The following is an 18452-nucleotide window of genomic DNA, read 5'->3' as shown; positions in this document are numbered from 1 at the left end:
CTAGAGTTCTCGGACTTCAACCCTTTTTAAAGGAGTAGAAATGAAATTAACAATCCATGAAGTGGCACAAGCTGTTGGAGCTAAAAATGATGTTAGTCTTTTTGCGGACGTTCAGTTAGAAAAAGCTGAGTTTGACAGTCGTTTGATTGGATCAGGTGATTTGTTTGTGCCACTTAAAGGTGCGCGTGACGGTCATGACTTTATCGGAACAGCTTTTGAAAATGGTGCAGTAGTAACCTTGACTGAGAAAGAGGTTGCAAATCATCCCTACATTCTAGTAGACGACGTCTTGACTGCCTTTCAAACCCTAGCTGCCTACTATCTTGAAAAAACAGCGGTTGATGTCTTTGCTGTCACAGGTTCAAATGGTAAGACGACGACCAAGGATATGCTGGCGCATTTACTGTCAACAACCTACAAGACTTACAAAACACAAGGGAACTACAATAACGAGATCGGACTTTCTTATACAGTTCTTCATATACCTGATGATACTGAAAAGTTGGTCTTGGAGATGGGGCAGGATCACTTGGGAGATATTCATCTCTTGTCTGAATTGGCTCACCCCAAGACAGCCATCGTGACCTTGGTTGGAGAGGCTCATTTGGCCTTTTTCAAAGACCGTTCAGAGATTGCTAAAGGAAAATTGCAAATTGCAGACGGTATGGCACCAGGTTCTTTGCTTTTGGCACCAGCCGACTCGATTTTAGAGGACTACTTGCCAACTGATAAAAAGGTGGTCCGTTTTGGGCAAGGAGCAGAGCTGGAAATCACAGACTTGATTGAGCGCAAGGATAGTCTGACCTTTAAGGCCAATTTCTTGGAGCAAGCCCTCGATTTGCCAGTGACAGGTAAGTACAATGCCACCAATGCTATGATTGCTGCTTATGTGGCTCTACAAGAAGGAGTTTCAGAGGAACAGATTCGTCAGGCCTTCCAAAATCTGGAATTGACCCGTAATCGTACTGAGTGGAAGAAAGCAGCCAATGGAGCAGATATTCTGTCTGACGTATACAATGCCAATCCAACTGCTATGAAGTTGATTTTGGAGACATTCTCTGCCATTCCAGCCAACGAAGGAGGCAAGAAAATTGCTGTTCTAGCAGACATGAAGGAACTCGGCGACCAGTCTGTCCAACTCCATAATCAGATGATTTTGAGCCTATCGCCAGATGTGCTGGATACCGTTATTTTCTACGGAGAAGACATTGCGGAATTAAGCCAGCTGGCTAGTCAAATGTTCCCAATCGGCCACGTTTATTACTTCAAAAAAACAGCTGACGAAGATCAATTTGAGTCTATGATAAAGCAGGTCAAGGAAAACCTCGGTGCCAATGACCAAATTTTGCTCAAAGGCTCTAACTCCATGAATCTAGCCAAGTTGGTAGAAAGTTTAGAAAATGAATGCAAGTGATTTTACCAAGTATCTGCAAAGAATGCTAGCCATTACGGATACTGGATTAACCTTTACAAAAGATCCTTTCGACCGTGAGCGCTACGAGGACTTGCGAAGTCTGTTATCTGAAATGTTGAATCAGGTATCAGACCTCGATGCAGAAGAAGTTGCAGAAGTCTTGAAACCAACTTCCGCTTATGCAACTCCTCTGATGGACGTCCGTGCTTGGATTGTTGAGGATGAAAAAGTCTGTTTAGTTAGAGGAAAAGGGGAGGATAGTTGGGCTTTGCCAGGTGGTTTTGGTGAAGTCGGATATTCTCCAACCGAAAATATTCTTAAAGAAATTGAAGAAGAAACTGGTTTTAAAGCAAAAGCTGAAAGGTTACTTGCAGTTTTTGACACTAATCGTTTCCAACTACAGAGCAAACAATATGCAAAGTTTGTCTTTGAATGCCAACTTCTTGATGGACAATTTCAAGAGAATCAAGAAATTGCTGAGCTTCAATTTTTTGCCATTGACCAATTGCCAGTCTTATCTGAAAAACGCATCACCAAGGACCAAATGGAGATTCTTTGGAAAGTTTATAAAGGACAAAGAGACCAATATCTTGACTGAGAAGATTATTATCGTATTTCTGAATTCATTTTTTTCGATTGACATGGTATAATATGTGAGAAGATTTTGAAATGATGAGGAATATTAAATGAATTTATGGGATATTTTCTTTACTACGCAAGCGACAGAACCACCCCAATTTGATCTTGTCTGGTATGTAAGTTTATTTACGTTATTAGCTTTGACCTTCTACGCTTCTTATCGCTATTACGACAAAAAAGGCTATCAACGTTTTTTCCAAATTTTGCAAGCAGTCCAGTTGATCCTTCTCTACAGTTGGTACTGGGGAAATCACATGCCTCTGTCAGAAAGTTTACCATTTTATCATTGTCGTATGGCGATGTTTGTAGTGCTATTACTTCCTGGTAAGTCAATGTACAAGCAATATTTTTCTCTACTTGGAATCTTTGGAACGCTAGCGGCTTTTGTTTATCCAGTACCAGATGCCTATCCTTTTCCCCACATAGCCATCCTATCTTTCATTTTTGGTCACCTAGCTCTTCTAGGAAATTCTTTGGTTTATTTATTTAGACACTATGATTCTCAATTATTGGATGTTAAGAGGATTGCTTTATTAACCTTCTCACTAAATGCTTTGATTTTTGTGGTTAATTTAGTGACTGGAGGAGATTATGGATTCTTGACAAAGCCACCATTGGTTGGTGATCATGGCTTAGTGGCCAATTACCTGATTGTGTCGCTGGTGTTAGCTACAGCTATTAGTTTGACAAAGAAAGTATTAGAAGCTTTTTTAGAGCAGAAAGCAGAAAAAATACTTGTGAAGAAAGCTTAATTTTAAGCTTTCTTTTTTTAAAAAAACCGATACTTTTTTTAAAGTAAGGCTGTTAAGATAAAAAAATTGAAATAAAAAGTGAAAAAATGACTAGGAAATATATCAAAATCTAAGCACGATAAGATTTTTTGTGTTATAATATTCTGTGAATAGCTATGCCCAAGTATAGTTATTAAATAGAAGTGAGAAACTTGGAAGACAGAGAGGATGCGATGTAATGACTAGAGATGGTTTTTTTACAGGCTTGGATATCGGAACTAGCTCAATTAAAGTGCTAGTAGCTGAGCATAGAGATGGCGAAGTAAACGTAATTGGTGTTAGCAATGCCAAAAGTAAAGGTGTAAAAGACGGAATTATTGTTGATATTGAAGCAGCTGCTTCAGCAATCAAATCTGCAATCACACAGGCAGAAGAGAAAGCTGGTATTTCTATTAAGTCTGTTAACGTTGGACTTCCAGCAAACCTCTTGCAGGTTGAACCAACACAAGGAATGATTCCTGTAACTTCAGATACTAAAGAAATCACAGACCAAGATGTTGAAAATGTTGTCAAATCAGCTTTGACTAAGAGCATGACTCCTGATCGTGAAGTGATTACCTTTATTCCAGAAGAATTCATCGTGGATGGTTTCCAAGGAATTCGTGACCCTCGTGGTATGATGGGTGTTCGCTTGGAAATGCGTGGTCTGCTTTACACAGGACCTCGTACAATTCTACACAATCTCCGTAAGACAGTGGAGCGTGTGGGTATCCATGTTGATAATGTGATTATTTCACCTTTGGCAATCGTCAATTCAGTTCTCAATGAAGGTGAACGTGAATTTGGTGCGACTGTCATCGATATGGGTGGAGGTCAAACTACTGTAGCCACTATCCGTAACCAAGAATTGCAATTCACCAACATCTACCAAGAAGGTGGAGATTACGTTACAAAAGACATTTCTAAAGTCTTAAAAACATCTCAAAAAATTGCTGAAAGTTTGAAACTAAACTACGGTGAAGCTTATGTTCCACTAGCAAGTAATGAAACATTCCAAGTTGAAGTAATCGGTGAGGTAGAACCTGTTGAAGTGACAGAAAGCTACTTGGCAGAAATTATTTCAGCACGCATCAAACATATCTTTGACCAAATCAAACAAGAGTTGGAAAGAAGACACTTGTTAGATTTGCCAGGTGGTATCGTCCTTATCGGTGGAAATGCAATTTTGCCAGGAATTGTTGAATTGGCCCAAGAAGTATTTGGTGTTCGAGTAAAACTTCACGTACCAAACCAAGTGGGAATTCGCAACCCTGCATTTGCTCATGTGATTAGTTTGTCTGAGTTTGCTGGTAAATTGACAGAAGTGAATCTTCTTGCTCAAAAAGCGGTTAAAGGAGATGAATTCCTTCGTCAAAAACCAATCAACTTTGGCATTCCAAATCAACGTTTGAATCCAGTAGTGCAACCAAGTCCTGCACAAGCAGCTCCTGCTGAAACTGTGACGGAAGTTCCAGTTGCTCCTAAGGAAGAATTCCAAGCAAGTTCTCAAAGTAAACCGAAGCTAACAGAACGTTTCCGTGGTTTGATCGGAAGCATGTTTGATGAATAAAAGAGGATAAGAAATTATGACATTTTCATTTGATACAGCAGCAGCTCAAGGCGCAATTATTAAAGTAATTGGTGTCGGTGGCGGTGGTGGTAATGCCATCAACCGCATGGTTGACGAAGGTGTTGCTGGTGTAGAATTTATCGCAGCCAACACTGATGTACAAGCCCTTAGTAGTACGAAAGCAGAAACAGTTATCCAACTTGGTCCAAAATTGACTCGTGGTTTGGGTGCTGGAGGTCGTCCAGAAGTTGGACGTAAGGCTGCAGAAGAAAGCGAAGAAGCTCTGACTGAAGCAATCAGCGGTGCAGACATGGTCTTCATCACTGCTGGTATGGGTGGAGGATCTGGAACAGGTGCTGCCCCAGTGATCGCACGTATCGCTAAAGATCTTGGTGCTCTTACAGTTGGTGTCGTGACACGTCCTTTTGGATTTGAAGGAAGCAAACGTGGCCAGTACGCTGTAGAAGGAATCAACGAACTTCGCGAGCATGTTGATACTCTATTGATTATCTCAAACAACAACTTGCTAGAGATTGTTGACAAGAAAACACCACTTCTTGAAGCACTTAGTGAAGCAGATAACGTTCTTCGTCAAGGTGTTCAAGGGATTACTGACTTGATCACGAACCCAGGATTGATTAACCTTGACTTTGCTGACGTGAAAACTGTAATGGCCAACAAAGGGAATGCCCTTATGGGTATCGGTATCGGTAGTGGTGAAGAGCGTGTCGTTGAAGCAGCTCGTAAAGCGATTTACTCACCACTTCTTGAAACAACTATTGATGGTGCTGAAGATGTCATCGTCAACGTTACGGGTGGTCTTGACTTGACATTGATTGAAGCGGAAGAAGCTTCAGAAATCGTCAACCAAGCAGCTGGTCAAGGAGTGAACATCTGGCTTGGAACATCAATCGACGAAAGCATGAAGGATGAAATCCGTGTAACCGTTGTGGCTACAGGTGTTCGTCAAGATCGAGTGGAAAAAGTAGTTGGTTCTCATGCGCCATACACAACAGGCCGTCCATCAGCTAAAACTCCACAGTCTCATACTTTTGACCGTCAATTCGATTTGGAAGAAACAGCAGAATTGCCTAAATCAAGTCCACGTCGTTTTGAAACGAACCAAGCGTCTGCTTTTGGGGACTGGGATTTGCGTCGTGAATCAATTGTTCGCCAAACAGATTCAGTAGTTTCTCCGGTAGAACGTTTTGAGACACCAGTTTCACAGGATGAAGATGAGTTGGATACTCCACCATTCTTCAAAAATCGTTAATCAATGAATTTGAAAAAAAATACTGAATTAGTATTTCAGCAGATTGCTGATGCTAGTCTAGAAGCAAACCGTGCTTTAGATGCTGTTTCAGTTATTGCAGTGACAAAATATGTAGACATACAAACAGCGGAAGCCTTGCTTCCGCTTGGTGTCCGTCATATAGGTGAAAATCGAGTTGATAAATTCTTAGAAAAATATCAGGCCTTGAAAGATTATCCAGTCACTTGGCATTTAATAGGAACACTACAAAGACGGAAAGTAAAAGAAGTAATCCCATATGTGGATTACTTTCATGCTTTAGACTCCCTAAAATTGGCTCAGGAAATTCAAAAGAGAAGAGACCAGGTTATCAAGTGTTTCTTGCAGGTCAATATTTCTGGGGAAGAAAGCAAGCATGGGTTTTCAAAAGAAGAATTGCTAGAACTTTTGCCAGAATTGGCTAAGTTAGATCAGATTGAGTATGTTGGTTTAATGACCATGGCTCCTTTTGAGGCAGATAGTGAGAAATTGAAAGAAATTTTCAAAGAAACACAAGCTCTGCAGGCAGAAATTAGAGAAAAACAAATCCCTAATATGCCGATGACAGAACTCAGCATGGGAATGAGTCGTGATTTCAAAGAAGCCATTGAGTTCGGCTCAACCTTTGTTCGAATCGGTACAGCATTTTTTAAATAGGAGAGAGCTATGTCTTTAAAAGATAAATTCGATAAATTTATAGATTATTTCACAGAAGATGGAGAGGAAACAACTAACTACCAGCCTCAACAAGAGGAAACAGTTCGTCCAGCCGTCTCAACTTCTAAGGAATTACCAGCACCTGCTCAGTCAGGATCAGCAAAAGATGCAAACATTACTCGCTTACATGCTCGTCAACAAGAATTGGCAATGCAAAGCCATCGTTCTGATGAGAAAGTGACAATCGACGTTCGCTATCCAAGAAAGTATGAAGATGCAACTGAGATTGTTGATTTGTTGGCTGGAAATGAAAGTATCTTGATCGATTTCCAATATATGACAGAAGTACAAGCCCGTCGTTGCCTTGATTACTTGGATGGAGCTCGTCATGTCTTGGCTGGAAATATGAAAAAAGTTGCGAGCACAATGTATCTATTGACTCCTGTTAATGTTATTGTGAATATTGAAGATATCAAACTTCCAGATGAATCACAAAGCGCCGAGTTTGGTTTTGATATTAAACGAAATAGAGCAAAATAATGATTTTCTTAATCCGTTTAATCCAAAATGCAGTTAGCATTTACTCGATCATTCTCGTTGCATTTGCTCTTCTTTCATGGTTTCCAAATGCCTATGAAAGCCAGCTAGGACGCTTAGTCATCAGACTTGCTCGTCCAGTTATCGAGCCTCTTCGTAAGCTCAATTTGCAATTTGCGGGGCTTGATTTTACTGTTTGGGCTGCGCTTATTCTAATCCAGTTTGTTGGAAATCTCTTAACACGACTAGTCCTATTACTATGACAGCAAATCGAGCCATTTATCAGCACTTTTCCCATGAAGATATTCCTTTTATTGATAAGGGATTGGAGTGGATCAAGCGGGTAGAAGATACCTATGCACCGGTGCTTAGCCCTTTTATCAATCCCCATCAGGAACAGATCTTGAGGGTGCTAGCTGGGACATATGGACTGGGTTGTCAAAGTAGCGGTGATTTTTTTCCGACTGAGTCGGTTCGTGTTCTTCTCTATCCAGATTACTTTGAACCGGAGATATCAGATTTTGAAATAACCTTGTTAGAGATTTGCTATCCGAGTAAGTTTGAACAACTGAGTCATGGAAAAATATTGGGAACAATCATCAATCAGCTAGGAATTGACCGTAAATTATTTGGTGATATCTTGGTAGATGAAAAGAGAGCACAGATTTTTGTCAATCGCGATTTCATTCCTCTTTTTCAGGATGGAATAAGAAAGATTGGCAGACTTCCTGTATCGCTGGAGGAACGTCCTTTTACCGATAGGATTTTGTCTAAAATTGATTATAGAGAACGAGAAATTTTAGTTTCGAGTTTTCGATTGGATGCCCTCTTATCAAGTGCCTTGAAATTATCTAGAAATCAAACTAGCCAACTGATTGAGAAAAAATCTGTCCAGGTAAATTATCATGTTGTTGAAAAATCTGATTACCAGGTCGCAGTTGGAGATTTGATCAGTGTGAGAAAGTTTGGTCGTTTGAAAGTTGTCAAAGACAATGGTCAGACAAAAAGAGACAAGATAAAATTAAGCATTCAATTATTATTAAGTAAGTGAGGAAAAGTATGCCAATTACATCGTTAGAAATTAAAGATAAAACCTTTGGTACAAGATTTAGAGGTTTTGACCCAGAAGAAGTAGACGAGTTTCTGGATATCGTTGTTCGTGATTATGAAGACTTGGTTCGTAGCAATCACGACAAAGAAACACGCATCAAGAATTTGGAAGAACGTTTGTCTTACTTTGATGAAATGAAGGATTCCTTGAGCCAATCAGTTTTGATTGCCCAGGATACTGCTGAGCGTGTCAAACAAGCTGCTCAAGAACGTTCAAACAATATTATTCAACAAGCTGAACAAGACGCTCAGCGTTTGCTCGAAGAAGCGAAATACAAGGCAAACGAAATTCTCCGTCAGGCAACAGATAATGCTAAGAAAGTCGCTGTTGAGACTGAAGAATTGAAGAATAAGAGCCGTGTATTCCATCAGCGTCTTAAATCAACGATTGAAAGTCAGTTAGCTATTGTTGAATCATCTGATTGGGAAGATATTCTACGTCCAACAGCTACTTACCTTCAAACAAGTGATGAAGCCTTTAAAGAGGTAGTTGCTGAAGTTCTTGGTGAATCAGTATCTTTACAACCAGAGGAAGAACCAATTGATATGACTCGTCAATTCACTCCAGAAGAGGTAGCAGAATTGCAAGCTCGTATCGAGGCAGGCAACAAAGAATTGGCTGAATTTGAAGCCCAACAAAATCAACATACAGAAGAAATTGTCCAGCATGAAGAGTCAGTTGAAGTAGAAGCTACTGCAGCAACTGAGGACGATGCAAACAAAGAATCTGTTCTTATCCTATAAAAAAAGTGAGAACAAGGTCTAACCAACTATATTTTCAGCGAGCAGGAGATGGTGCGAGTCCTGCAATCCCTAGTGGTTAGATTATCCTCTCAAGCAATCCAGTCTGAAAGCAGTAAGACTGGACGTTCCCCACGTTACGGGAAAAGAGGAAAAGAGACGCTGTCTTTTTTCGAACAAAGGTGGTACCACGATTTTCGTCCTTTTTGCGAATCGTGGTTTTTATTTTGTCATTTTAAATTAAAGGAGATATAATGAAACTCAAAGATACCCTTAATCTTGGAAAAACAGACTTTCCAATGCGTGCTGGTCTTCCAACCAAAGAGCCAGTTTGGCAAAAAGAATGGGAAGAAGCAAAACTTTACCAACGTCGTCAAGAATTGAACCAAGGAAAACCGCATTTCACCTTGCATGATGGACCTCCGTATGCAAACGGAAATATCCACGTTGGACATGCTATGAACAAGATTTCCAAAGATATTATTGTTCGTTCGAAGTCTATGTCAGGTTTTTATGCGCCTTATATTCCAGGTTGGGACACTCATGGTTTGCCAATCGAGCAAGTTTTGGCAAAACAAGGTGTCAAACGCAAAGAAATGGACTTGGTTGAGTACTTGAAACTTTGCCGTGATTACGCTCTTTCTCAAGTAGATAAACAACGTGAAGACTTTAAACGTTTGGGTGTTTCTGGTGACTGGGAAAATCCTTATGTGACTTTGACTCCGGACTATGAAGCGGCTCAGATCCGTGTCTTTGGTGAAATGGCTAAGAAAGGCTACATCTACCGTGGTGCCAAGCCAGTTTACTGGTCATGGTCTTCTGAGTCAGCTCTTGCTGAAGCGGAAATTGAATACCATGATTTGCTTTCAACTTCCCTTTACTATGCTAACCGCGTCAAAGACGGAAAAGGTGTCCTAGATACAGATACTTACATCGTAGTTTGGACAACTACTCCATTTACTATCACAGCTTCTCGTGGTTTGACAGTTGGAGCTGATATTGACTACGTAGTCGTTCAACCAGCTGGTGAATCTCGTAAGTTTGTAGTTGCTTCAGAATTGTTGAACAGTTTGTCTGAGAAATTTGGCTGGGCGGATGTGCAAGTCTTGGCAACCTACCGTGGTCAAGAATTGAACCAAATCGTGACAGCTCACCCATGGGATACGGCTGTAGATGAGTTGGTAATCCTTGGTGACCACGTTACGACTGACTCTGGTACTGGTATTGTCCATACAGCCCCTGGTTTTGGTGAGGACGACTACAATGTCGGTGTTGCCAACGGCCTTGAAGTTGCTGTAACAGTTAACGAACGCGGTATTATGATGGAAAATGCTGGCTCTGACTTTGAAGGTCAGTTCTATGACAAGGTTGTGCCGACTGTTATCGAAAAACTGGGTGATTTACTCCTTGCTCAGGAAGAAATTTCTCACTCATACCCATTTGACTGGCGTACCAAGAAACCAATCATCTGGCGAGCTGTTCCACAGTGGTTTGCTTCTGTATCTAAATTCCGCCAAGAAATCTTGGACGAAATTGAAAAAGTGAAATTCCACTCAGAATGGGGTAAAGTGCGTCTTTACAACATGATCCGTGACCGTGGCGACTGGGTTATCTCTCGTCAACGTGCTTGGGGTGTTCCACTTCCTATCTTCTACGCTGAAGATGGCACACCAATCATGACTGCTGAAACGATCGAGCACGTGGCTCAACTCTTTGAGGAACACGGGTCTATTATCTGGTGGGAACGTGATGCCAAAGACCTCTTGCCAGAAGGATTTACCCATCCAGGTTCACCAAATGGCGAGTTCAAAAAAGAAACAGACATCATGGACGTATGGTTTGACTCAGGTTCGTCATGGAATGGAGTAGTAGTCAACCGTCCAGAACTCAAATACCCAGCAGACCTTTACCTTGAGGGTTCTGACCAATACCGTGGTTGGTTCAACTCATCACTTATCACATCTGTTGCCAACCATGGCGTAGCGCCATACAAACAAATCTTGTCACAAGGATTTGCCCTTGATGGTAAGGGTGAGAAGATGTCTAAATCTCTTGGAAATACCATTGCCCCAAGCGATGTTGAAAAACAATTTGGTGCGGAAATCTTGCGTCTCTGGGTAACAAGTGTAGACTCAAGCAACGACGTGCGTATCTCTATGGATATCTTGAGCCAAGTCTCCGAAACTTACCGTAAGATTCGTAACACCCTTCGTTTCTTGATTGCCAACACTTCTGACTTTAACCCAGCTGAGGATACAGTAGCTTACGATGAACTACGTTCTGTTGATAAGTACATGACTATTCGCTTTAATCAACTTGTGAAAACAATTCGTGATGCCTATGCTGACTTTGAATTCTTGACAATCTACAAGGCTTTGGTGAACTTTATTAACGTTGATTTGTCTGCCTTCTACCTTGACTTCGCCAAAGACGTTGTTTACATCGAAGGTGCCAAATCACTTGAACGTCGTCAAATGCAGACTGTTTTCTATGACATTCTTGTGAAAATCACCAAACTCTTGACACCAATCCTTCCTCACACTGCAGAAGAAATTTGGTCATATCTTGAGTTTGAAGCTGAAGACTTTGTGCAATTGTCAGAATTGCCAGAAGCTCAAACATTTGCTAACCAAGAAGAAATCTTGGATACCTGGGCTGCCTTCATGGACTTCCGTGGACAAGCTCAAAAAGCATTGGAAGAAGCTCGTAATGCAAAAGTAATCGGTAAATCACTTGAAGCACACTTGACAGTTTATCCAAATGAAGTTGTGAAAACTCTACTTGGAGCAGTGGATAGCAATGTAGCTCAACTCTTGATTGTATCAGAATTGACCATCGCAGAAGGTGCAGCACCAGAGAGTGCAGTTAGCTTTGAGGATGTAGCTTTCACAGTTAAATGTGCTGCAGGTGAAGTATGTGACCGTTGCCGTCGTATCGATCCAACTACTGCAGATCGTAGCTACCATGCAGTCATCTGTGACCACTGTGCAAGTATTGTAGAAGAAAACTTTGCAGACGCAGTCGCAGAAGGATTTGAAGCGAAATAAGCTATAGGTTGTTTAAAAAATACAGGAAAGTTTCCTGTATTTTTTATCTGGTTTCAAGTATTGTATTGCTTTTTCTATCTATATTTTTTGGAATTGTTGTAGCAATAGGAGATTCAGATATGATAGTTGGAGTACTAATAGTTTTTTTGATTATTTGTCATTTCTGAAAGTTGCTATTCTAACTTCAAAATTTATCTGATTAGGAGGAATCCTAGCAACGATTGATGGTTTCCAATTTTTAAAAGCCTCAAAAAGTTTAAAGTTAAAGGGTCAATGAATTTCTGACAGAAGGGAACTGGAATGTTTGCTTTTTTGTCGGCTAATGAATTGCTATATATTGTGAAGATTTAAAAAGCTCATGAATCAGCTAAAAAACTGGCTTCATGAGCTTTTTATCTGTTGAAATTCTAGATGGATGGTTCAATCAAGTGCTTAAGATTGTCTAGGAGTCTATCCAAGGCTAGGACCGCTTTCTGTTGCTGGTCTGGCTGGTAGAGATGTTGGAAGTAGTCTTGGATATTGGATTCAAAATCCCGAGGCAGGCGGGAGCAATTTTCTTTGGCATACTGGAGCATGCGTTTTTCTCCTGGATGGAGCTGTTCATTGAAGGCAAAGAGCAAATCGAAATAAGAAGCGAAAAACTCGCTACTGCGGTGATTGATGCTGAGTAAGTCCTGGCGTTTGAGGGCTTTTTTGATTTGTCTTGAAAAAGCTGGCATAGCTTGGTCGAGAAGCAGGAATTGCTTATTGATGATATTCTTTTTCAGCTCAGCTGGATAAGGAAGATTGTACTTTTTCTGGAGGGCAGCATAGTGACCATCTCGATCGTAGAGAATCTTGCTGTTGAGTAGATTGTACCACATACAAGTAGTGTAAGAATTCTGGGCTTGGTGCTCTAAAACTACGATCTGTAAATCTTTGTCGAATTCGTCTAAAGAGCGGTAAATCAGTTCAATCTCGATGCCATTATTGAGAACACAATCATCCTCCAATTCCCAAAATTGATTGCCAATTTCCATATAGGAGCAGTATTTACTGAGAATTTCTTTTCGTATGTCTGGCGAGAGAGGAGCACTGAGGTAGACATATACATCATAGTCAGAGTCTTTGTCAAAATCTTGTCCAGCTCGTGATCCTCCTAGAGCTAGAGCCTCTACTTGCTCCAGTTGAACCAATTCTTTAAAGAGATGTTGTGGCATAATGCTAACCTTCGTTATTTTTTGATATCATTCTAACAAAAAGTAAGGAGACTAGCAAGAGTGAAATGGAAATTTCTTTCTACATATTTGCTTAATTTTATTTCATATTATGCAAGTTTTTATTTTATAAAATTTTATAAGATTGTTTAATTTTTAGATGAATTATGATAGAATGATACCTATAAAAATTTTAAGGAGATTATATTATGAAAACAAATACACTTGCTCGTGTTAACGCTATTTTTGGTCTTATTTCAGGAATTGTATTGCTTTTAGCGCCAGTCATCATGTTTATCATGGCTGTTGGAGCTGCTGCGGCAACTGAAGACGCAGATGTAACAGTTGGGACATTAACAGGGCTCTCAATTATTTTGTCATTGGTTAAAATTGCTGTTTTAGTATTGGGAATTGTGGCTATTGTGTATTATAAAGATGATGAACGTGTTACGAATGCACCTTCTGTCTTGCTCATTGTAGGTGGTGCGGTCGGCTTGATTCCATTTTTAGGATGGGTAGGTGGAATTCTAACCATTATTGGTGGTTCACTTTACTTTGGAACATTGAAAAAATTTGTAATTGAAGAGTAGTAGTTTTCCAATTATTTTTTGGGGACTATTTCATCCTCTATCGAGAACAATTATGATAGTGTGATAAAGAGAAGACTGATAAGCTCTTCTCTTTTTAGTTGATTTTAACTAGCTTTTTTGTGAAAAATTGTGTAAAATAGAATAGATAAACGAGGGTTACCTCGGAAAATAAAAGGAGAACTTCTAATGGTAAAATTAGTTTTTGCTCGCCACGGTGAGTCTGAATGGAACAAAGCAAACCTCTTCACTGGTTGGGCTGACGTAGACCTCTCTGAAAAAGGAACACAACAAGCGATTGACGCTGGTAAATTGATTAAAGAAGCAGGAATTGAGTTTGATATTGCTTTCACATCAGTTTTGACTCGTGCTATTAAAACAACTAATTTGGCTCTTGAATATTCAGATCAACTTTGGGTTCCAGTTGAAAAATCATGGCGCTTGAACGAACGTCACTACGGTGGTTTGACTGGTAAAAATAAAGCAGAAGCGGCAGAACAATTCGGGGATGAGCAAGTTCACATTTGGCGTCGTTCTTATGATGTATTGCCTCCAAATATGGACAGAGATGATCAATATTCAGCGCACAACGATCGTCGTTACGCTAACCTTGACGATACAGTTGTTCCAGATGCTGAAAACTTGAAAGTGACTTTGGAACGTGCCCTTCCATTCTGGGAAGACAAAATCGCGCCAGCTCTTAAAGATGGCAAGAACGTATTCGTAGGAGCTCACGGTAACTCAATCCGTGCCCTTGTTAAACACATCAAACAATTGTCAGATGATGAAATCATGGGCGTTGAAATTCCTAACTTCCCACCATTGGTATTCGAATTTGACGAAAAATTGAACGTAGTTTCTGAATACTACCTTGGAAAATAATCTATAAACAGAAAGCCTAGGATTCCTAGGCTTTTTGTTTTTGCTTCTGGTTTCCAACTAGTTGAAAAAGCGTTATAATGATAATAAGAAGTAATTTATTTGAGAGAAGGTGTGTCTGATGGCTTATATTGTAATGAAACACAGCTGTAAGCGTTACCAGGTTGGGGATACGGAGATTGTGGCTAATCGTGATGTGAATTTTGAAATTGAAAAAGGGGAGTTGGTTATCATACTTGGCGCTTCAGGTGCTGGAAAATCAACCGTTCTCAATCTTTTAGGAGGTATGGATACTAATGATGAGGGAGAGATTTGGATTGATGGTGCCAATATTGCCAACTATAGTTCGCACCAACGAACAAACTATCGTCGTGAAGATGTAGGCTTTGTTTTTCAATTTTACAATCTGGTCTCTAATCTGACAGCCAAGGAAAACGTGGAGTTGGCCTCAGAAATCGTAGCGGATGCCTTGGATCCTGAGCAAGTGCTCAAAGACGTAGGTCTGGCTCATCGCCTCAATAACTTTCCAGCCCAGCTTTCTGGAGGGGAGCAACAGCGAGTCTCCATTGCACGTGCTGTAGCCAAAAATCCTAAAATCCTCCTTTGTGATGAACCAACAGGTGCCTTGGATTACCAGACGGGGAAGCAAGTCTTGAAGATTCTCCAAGACATGTCTCGTCAAAAAGGAGCAACGGTGATTATCGTGACCCATAATAGCGCGTTAGCTCCTATCGCAGATCGGGTGATTTACATGCGTGATGCTACGGTTAAGAACGTAACAATCAATGAGCATCCACAGGATATTGATACATTGGAGTATTAGCATGAAAAAAACATACCGAAAAGACATGTTCCAGTCGGTGATTGCTTCCAAGGGACGCTTTGCTTCTATCCTGACCTTGATGATGCTGGGTTCTTTAGCTCTAGTAGGGCTCAAAGTGACTAGTCCAAATATGGAACGTACGGCAGAAGATTATCTCCGTAAAGCCAATACTTTGGATCTGGCAGTGATAGCTGATTATGGCTTGGACAAAGAAGATCTGGACGAACTAAAGACCCTTCAAGGAGCAAGTGTCGAGTTTGGCTATATGGCAGACCTAACCGTTGAAAAAAGTGAAGAAGCAATTCGACTTTATTCCAAGCCAGAGGATATTTCAACCTTCCAAGTGACAGAAGGGCGACTTCCAGAGGCTGATGGGGAAATTGCCTTAGCTGAATTCTGGAAAGACCGCTATCAGATTGGACAGACAATCACCTTTAGCAAGAAAGAAGAGGGGAAGTCCTTTTTGAAATCCCAAACTTACACCATTTCAGGATTTGTTCAGTCGGGTGAGATGCTTTCTCAAGAAGACTTGGGAGGGGCTAGTAGTGGAAATGGAAGTTTAGCTGGCTATGGAGTGCTTGTAGCCAGTCAGTTTGATACAGAAGTGTATAGTATTGCGCGTGTGCGCTATGATGATTTAAAAAACCTGGATGCTTTTTCATCAGACTATAGGACCAAACGAGCTCAACATCAGGAAGACTTGCAAGACATGCTTGCTGATAATGGTCAAAAACGATTGGTAAGCATCAAAACAAATGGGCAAAAGAGCTTAGAAGCTGGAAAAGAACAACTACAAACAGCTGAAAGTAACTTTCAAAAAGGCAAGAGTCAGTTAGAGCAGGCTGAAAGTCGCTTGAAAACGCAAGAAGAACAAGCGACCGCTTTACCAGAACCGCAAAAGAGTCAAATCGAGGGACAGCTGACAAAAGCTAAGGAAGAATTGGCTACAGAAAAAGAAAAAATGGCTCAGACAGAGAGTAATCTAGCCAAGGAAAAAGAGAAGCTTGAACAGCGTCAGAAAGAGCTGGATGAACTGGCAGAGCCGAAATACCATGTATACAACCGCCAAACCATGCCAGGTGGTCAAGGCTATCTCATGTACAGTAACGCTTCAGCAAGCATTCGTTCTGTCGGGAATATCTTCCCCGTGGTGCTTTATATGGTCGCTGCAATGGTGACCTTTACAACGATGACTCGCTTTGTGGATGAAGAGCGTACCAATGCTGGTATTTTCAAGGCTCTAGGTTACCGGAATCAAGATATAATTGCCAAGTTTGTCCTCTATGGTTTTCTTGCAGGAACTGTGGGAACCCTTATAGGAACGCTTCTTGGACATTATCTCCTTGCAGGCGTCATTTCGGATGTTATAACAGCTGGAATGGTCATTGGGAAAAGCCAGGAGTATTTTTACTGGTCTTATAGCCTCCTTGCCCTAGCTTTAAGTTGGGTATCCAGCGTTTTGCCAGCTTATCTGGTGGCGCGAAGGGAATTACACGATGAAGCAACCCAACTTTTGCTTCCCAAACCTCCCGTTAAAGGATCAAAGATTTTGATGGAACGGTTGAGCTTTATATGGAGTCATTTGAGCTTCACTCATAAGGTTACAGCGCGAAATATTTTCCGTTATAAGCAACGGATGTTGATGACCATATTTGGAGTTGCGGGTTCGGTTGCTCTCCTATTTGCAGGTCTTGGTATTCAGTCTTCTGTAGGAGGAGTTGTGGAGCGTCAATTTGAACAAATCCAGCAATACCAGATGATTGTAGCGGAAAAGAGCAGTGCCAGTGAGCAAGAAAAGGCCGATTTAGAAAGTGCCTTGCAAGTGGACCGTATCCATGCTTATCAAAAGATTTACTCTAAAACCATTGAAAAAGATTTCAAAGGAAAAGCAGGCCTTCAAACGATTACCATGATGGTTACTAGTGGAGAAGACTTCAAGCCTTTTATCGCATTAGAGGAAAATGGGCAAGAGGTGGAGTTCACTGATGGAGCGGTCGTGAGTCAAAAACTAGCCCAACTAGCAGGTGTTACGGTTGGGGACGAGCTGGAGCTTGACGGGAAGGAAATCAAGGTCGCGGCTATTTCTGAAAACTATGTTGGACACTTTGTTTATCTCAAACGAGCGACTTACGAACAAGTCTATGGCACCAGTCCACAAGACAATACCTACTTAGTAAAATTAAAAGAGCCAACACCTTCCAATACAGAGAAAGAAGCGGCTGTTTTCATGGAAAAACCTGCTGTTTCTGGGGTGGTCCAAAATGCAACGGCCATCCACCTCTTTGAATCTGTAGCCAATTCTCTCAATAAAACCATGGCAATCCTTGTTCTTGTTTCCGTCTTATTAGCCATTGTCATTCTTTACAATCTCACCAATATCAATGTGGCAGAACGTATCCGCGAACTTTCCACTATCAAGGTTCTCGGTTTCCACAATAAAGAAGTGACCTTCTATATCTACCGCGAGACCATAGTGCTATCCCTTGTGGGGATTGTTCTTGGTTTGGTAGCTGGCTACTATTTACATCAATTTTTGATACAAATGATTTCACCTGCCACCATACTTTTTTATCCACGAGTCAGCTGGGAAGTCTATGCTCTTCCAATCGTCGCAGTGACTGTAATCTTAGCCTTATTAGGCCTCTTTGTCAATCACCACCTAAGAAAGGTGGATATGCTCGAAGCCCTGAAATCAGTAGAGTAATTCAAGGGTTTAAACAGTAAATCAGTTGACAAAGTCCCTGCTTCTTGGTAGAATAAGAACTGTCGTAAAGACAAATAACTTCTTCTTGGTTACAGGCATGCCAACCTGTCACTCGGATGAAGCCAAATAAAAAGGAGAAACATCATGGCAATCTCAAAAGAGAAAAAAAATGAAATCATCGCACAATATGCACGTCACGAAGGTGATACAGGTTCAGTAGAGGTTCAAGTTGCTGTCCTTACTTGGGAAATCAACCACCTTAACGAACACATCAAACAACACAAAAAAGACCACGCTACTTACCGTGGATTGATGAAGAAAATCGGTCGCCGTCGTAACTTGCTTGCATACTTGCGTAAAAACGACGTTAACCGTTACCGTGAGTTAATCAACTCTCTTGGACTTCGTCGCTAATCTTGCGTCTAAAACGTTTCTATACTTCATTGGCTTCAGCTCGATGTACCATTAGTACAATCTTCGCCTCGTC

17 protein-coding genes are annotated in these 18452 nt (G+C 40.9%); 16 read left to right on the top strand and 1 reads right to left on the bottom strand.

What is annotated here, in order from left to right; genetic code table 11:
• Nucleotides 1–40 precede the first annotated feature (40 nt).
• The 11 genes from ADI74_RS03730 to ileS all read left to right on the top strand — a co-directional run bounded on the left by ADI74_RS03730 (nt 41) and on the right by ileS (nt 11776).
• Nucleotides 41–1414: a UDP-N-acetylmuramoyl-tripeptide--D-alanyl-D-alanine ligase gene (locus tag ADI74_RS03730; RefSeq protein ID WP_049537100.1), complete on the top strand. Its 1374-nt coding sequence runs from the start codon at nt 41–43 to the stop codon at nt 1412–1414.
• On the top strand, nt 1401–2012 hold the full coding sequence (locus tag ADI74_RS03725) for an NUDIX hydrolase N-terminal domain-containing protein (RefSeq protein WP_049537099.1): 612 nt from the start codon (nt 1401–1403) through the stop codon (nt 2010–2012). The genes ADI74_RS03730 and ADI74_RS03725 overlap by 14 nt, the downstream gene beginning before the upstream one ends.
• Nucleotides 2013–2100: 88 nt before the next feature.
• Nucleotides 2101–2805: a TIGR02206 family membrane protein gene (locus ADI74_RS03720; protein ID WP_049537098.1), complete on the top strand. Its 705-nt coding sequence runs from the start codon at nt 2101–2103 to the stop codon at nt 2803–2805.
• Nucleotides 2806–3022: 217 nt separating this feature from the next.
• Nucleotides 3023–4393: a cell division protein FtsA gene (ftsA, locus tag ADI74_RS03715; RefSeq protein WP_049537096.1), complete on the top strand. Its 1371-nt coding sequence runs from the start codon at nt 3023–3025 to the stop codon at nt 4391–4393.
• Nucleotides 4394–4409: 16 nt separating this feature from the next.
• Nucleotides 4410–5666 carry a cell division protein FtsZ gene (gene ftsZ / locus ADI74_RS03710; protein WP_000144251.1) on the top strand — a complete coding sequence of 419 codons (1257 nt, stop codon included), beginning with the start codon at nt 4410–4412 and terminating at the stop codon, nt 5664–5666.
• A 3-nt stretch (nt 5667–5669) separates the two neighbouring features.
• Entirely contained in the window at nt 5670–6341 is a 672-nt protein-coding gene (locus ADI74_RS03705; RefSeq protein WP_049537094.1) for a YggS family pyridoxal phosphate-dependent enzyme, read from the top strand.
• 9 nt (nt 6342–6350) lie between these two features.
• A complete protein-coding gene (locus ADI74_RS03700; RefSeq protein ID WP_049537092.1) occupies nt 6351–6881 on the top strand; it encodes a cell division protein SepF in 531 nt (176 codons plus the stop codon).
• Complete coding sequence (locus ADI74_RS03695; RefSeq protein WP_000576501.1) at nt 6881–7141, top strand: YggT family protein; 261 nt, start codon at nt 6881–6883, stop codon at nt 7139–7141. The genes ADI74_RS03700 and ADI74_RS03695 overlap by 1 nt, the downstream gene beginning before the upstream one ends.
• Nucleotides 7138–7929, top strand: coding sequence for an RNA-binding protein (locus tag ADI74_RS03690; RefSeq protein ID WP_049537090.1), 792 nt, complete (start codon nt 7138–7140; stop codon nt 7927–7929). The genes ADI74_RS03695 and ADI74_RS03690 overlap by 4 nt, the downstream gene beginning before the upstream one ends.
• Before the next feature lie 8 nt (nt 7930–7937).
• On the top strand, nt 7938–8732 hold the full coding sequence (locus ADI74_RS03685; protein WP_049537087.1) for a DivIVA domain-containing protein: 795 nt from the start codon (nt 7938–7940) through the stop codon (nt 8730–8732).
• 251 nt (nt 8733–8983) lie between these two features.
• Entirely contained in the window at nt 8984–11776 is a 2793-nt protein-coding gene (ileS, locus tag ADI74_RS03680; RefSeq protein WP_049537085.1) for an isoleucine--tRNA ligase, read from the top strand.
• A gap of 407 nt (nt 11777–12183) precedes the next feature.
• On the opposite strand, the gene ADI74_RS03675 is transcribed toward ileS, so the two are convergent.
• Nucleotides 12184–12975, bottom strand: coding sequence for a nucleotidyltransferase domain-containing protein (locus ADI74_RS03675; RefSeq protein ID WP_049537084.1), 792 nt, complete (start codon nt 12973–12975; stop codon nt 12184–12186).
• A gap of 206 nt (nt 12976–13181) precedes the next feature.
• On the opposite strand from ADI74_RS03675, the gene ADI74_RS03670 reads away from it, so the two are divergent.
• From ADI74_RS03670 to rpsO, 5 genes are all read left to right on the top strand, one after another.
• Nucleotides 13182–13562, top strand: coding sequence for a hypothetical protein (locus tag ADI74_RS03670; RefSeq protein ID WP_000856379.1), 381 nt, complete (start codon nt 13182–13184; stop codon nt 13560–13562).
• A 186-nt stretch (nt 13563–13748) separates the two neighbouring features.
• On the top strand, nt 13749–14441 hold the full coding sequence (locus ADI74_RS03665; RefSeq protein WP_000240124.1) for a phosphoglycerate mutase: 693 nt from the start codon (nt 13749–13751) through the stop codon (nt 14439–14441).
• 118 nt (nt 14442–14559) lie between these two features.
• A complete protein-coding gene (locus ADI74_RS03660) occupies nt 14560–15261 on the top strand; it encodes an ABC transporter ATP-binding protein (protein WP_049537083.1) in 702 nt (233 codons plus the stop codon).
• Nucleotides 15257–17965, top strand: a complete 2709-nt coding sequence (locus tag ADI74_RS03655) for an ABC transporter permease (protein WP_192833028.1) — start codon at nt 15257–15259, stop codon at nt 17963–17965. Before ADI74_RS03660 ends, ADI74_RS03655 begins: the two co-directional genes overlap by 5 nt.
• Before the next feature lie 144 nt (nt 17966–18109).
• Nucleotides 18110–18379: a 30S ribosomal protein S15 gene (rpsO, locus tag ADI74_RS03650; RefSeq protein ID WP_001018251.1), complete on the top strand. Its 270-nt coding sequence runs from the start codon at nt 18110–18112 to the stop codon at nt 18377–18379.
• Nucleotides 18380–18452: the final 73 nt, after the last annotated feature.

This window comes from Streptococcus pseudopneumoniae (assembly GCF_001074565.1).
In the GTDB taxonomy this organism is placed as follows: domain Bacteria; phylum Bacillota; class Bacilli; order Lactobacillales; family Streptococcaceae; genus Streptococcus; species Streptococcus pseudopneumoniae_J.
The sequence above is the reverse complement of the archived record's forward strand: the minus strand, read 5'-3'. Positions and strand labels throughout refer to the sequence as shown.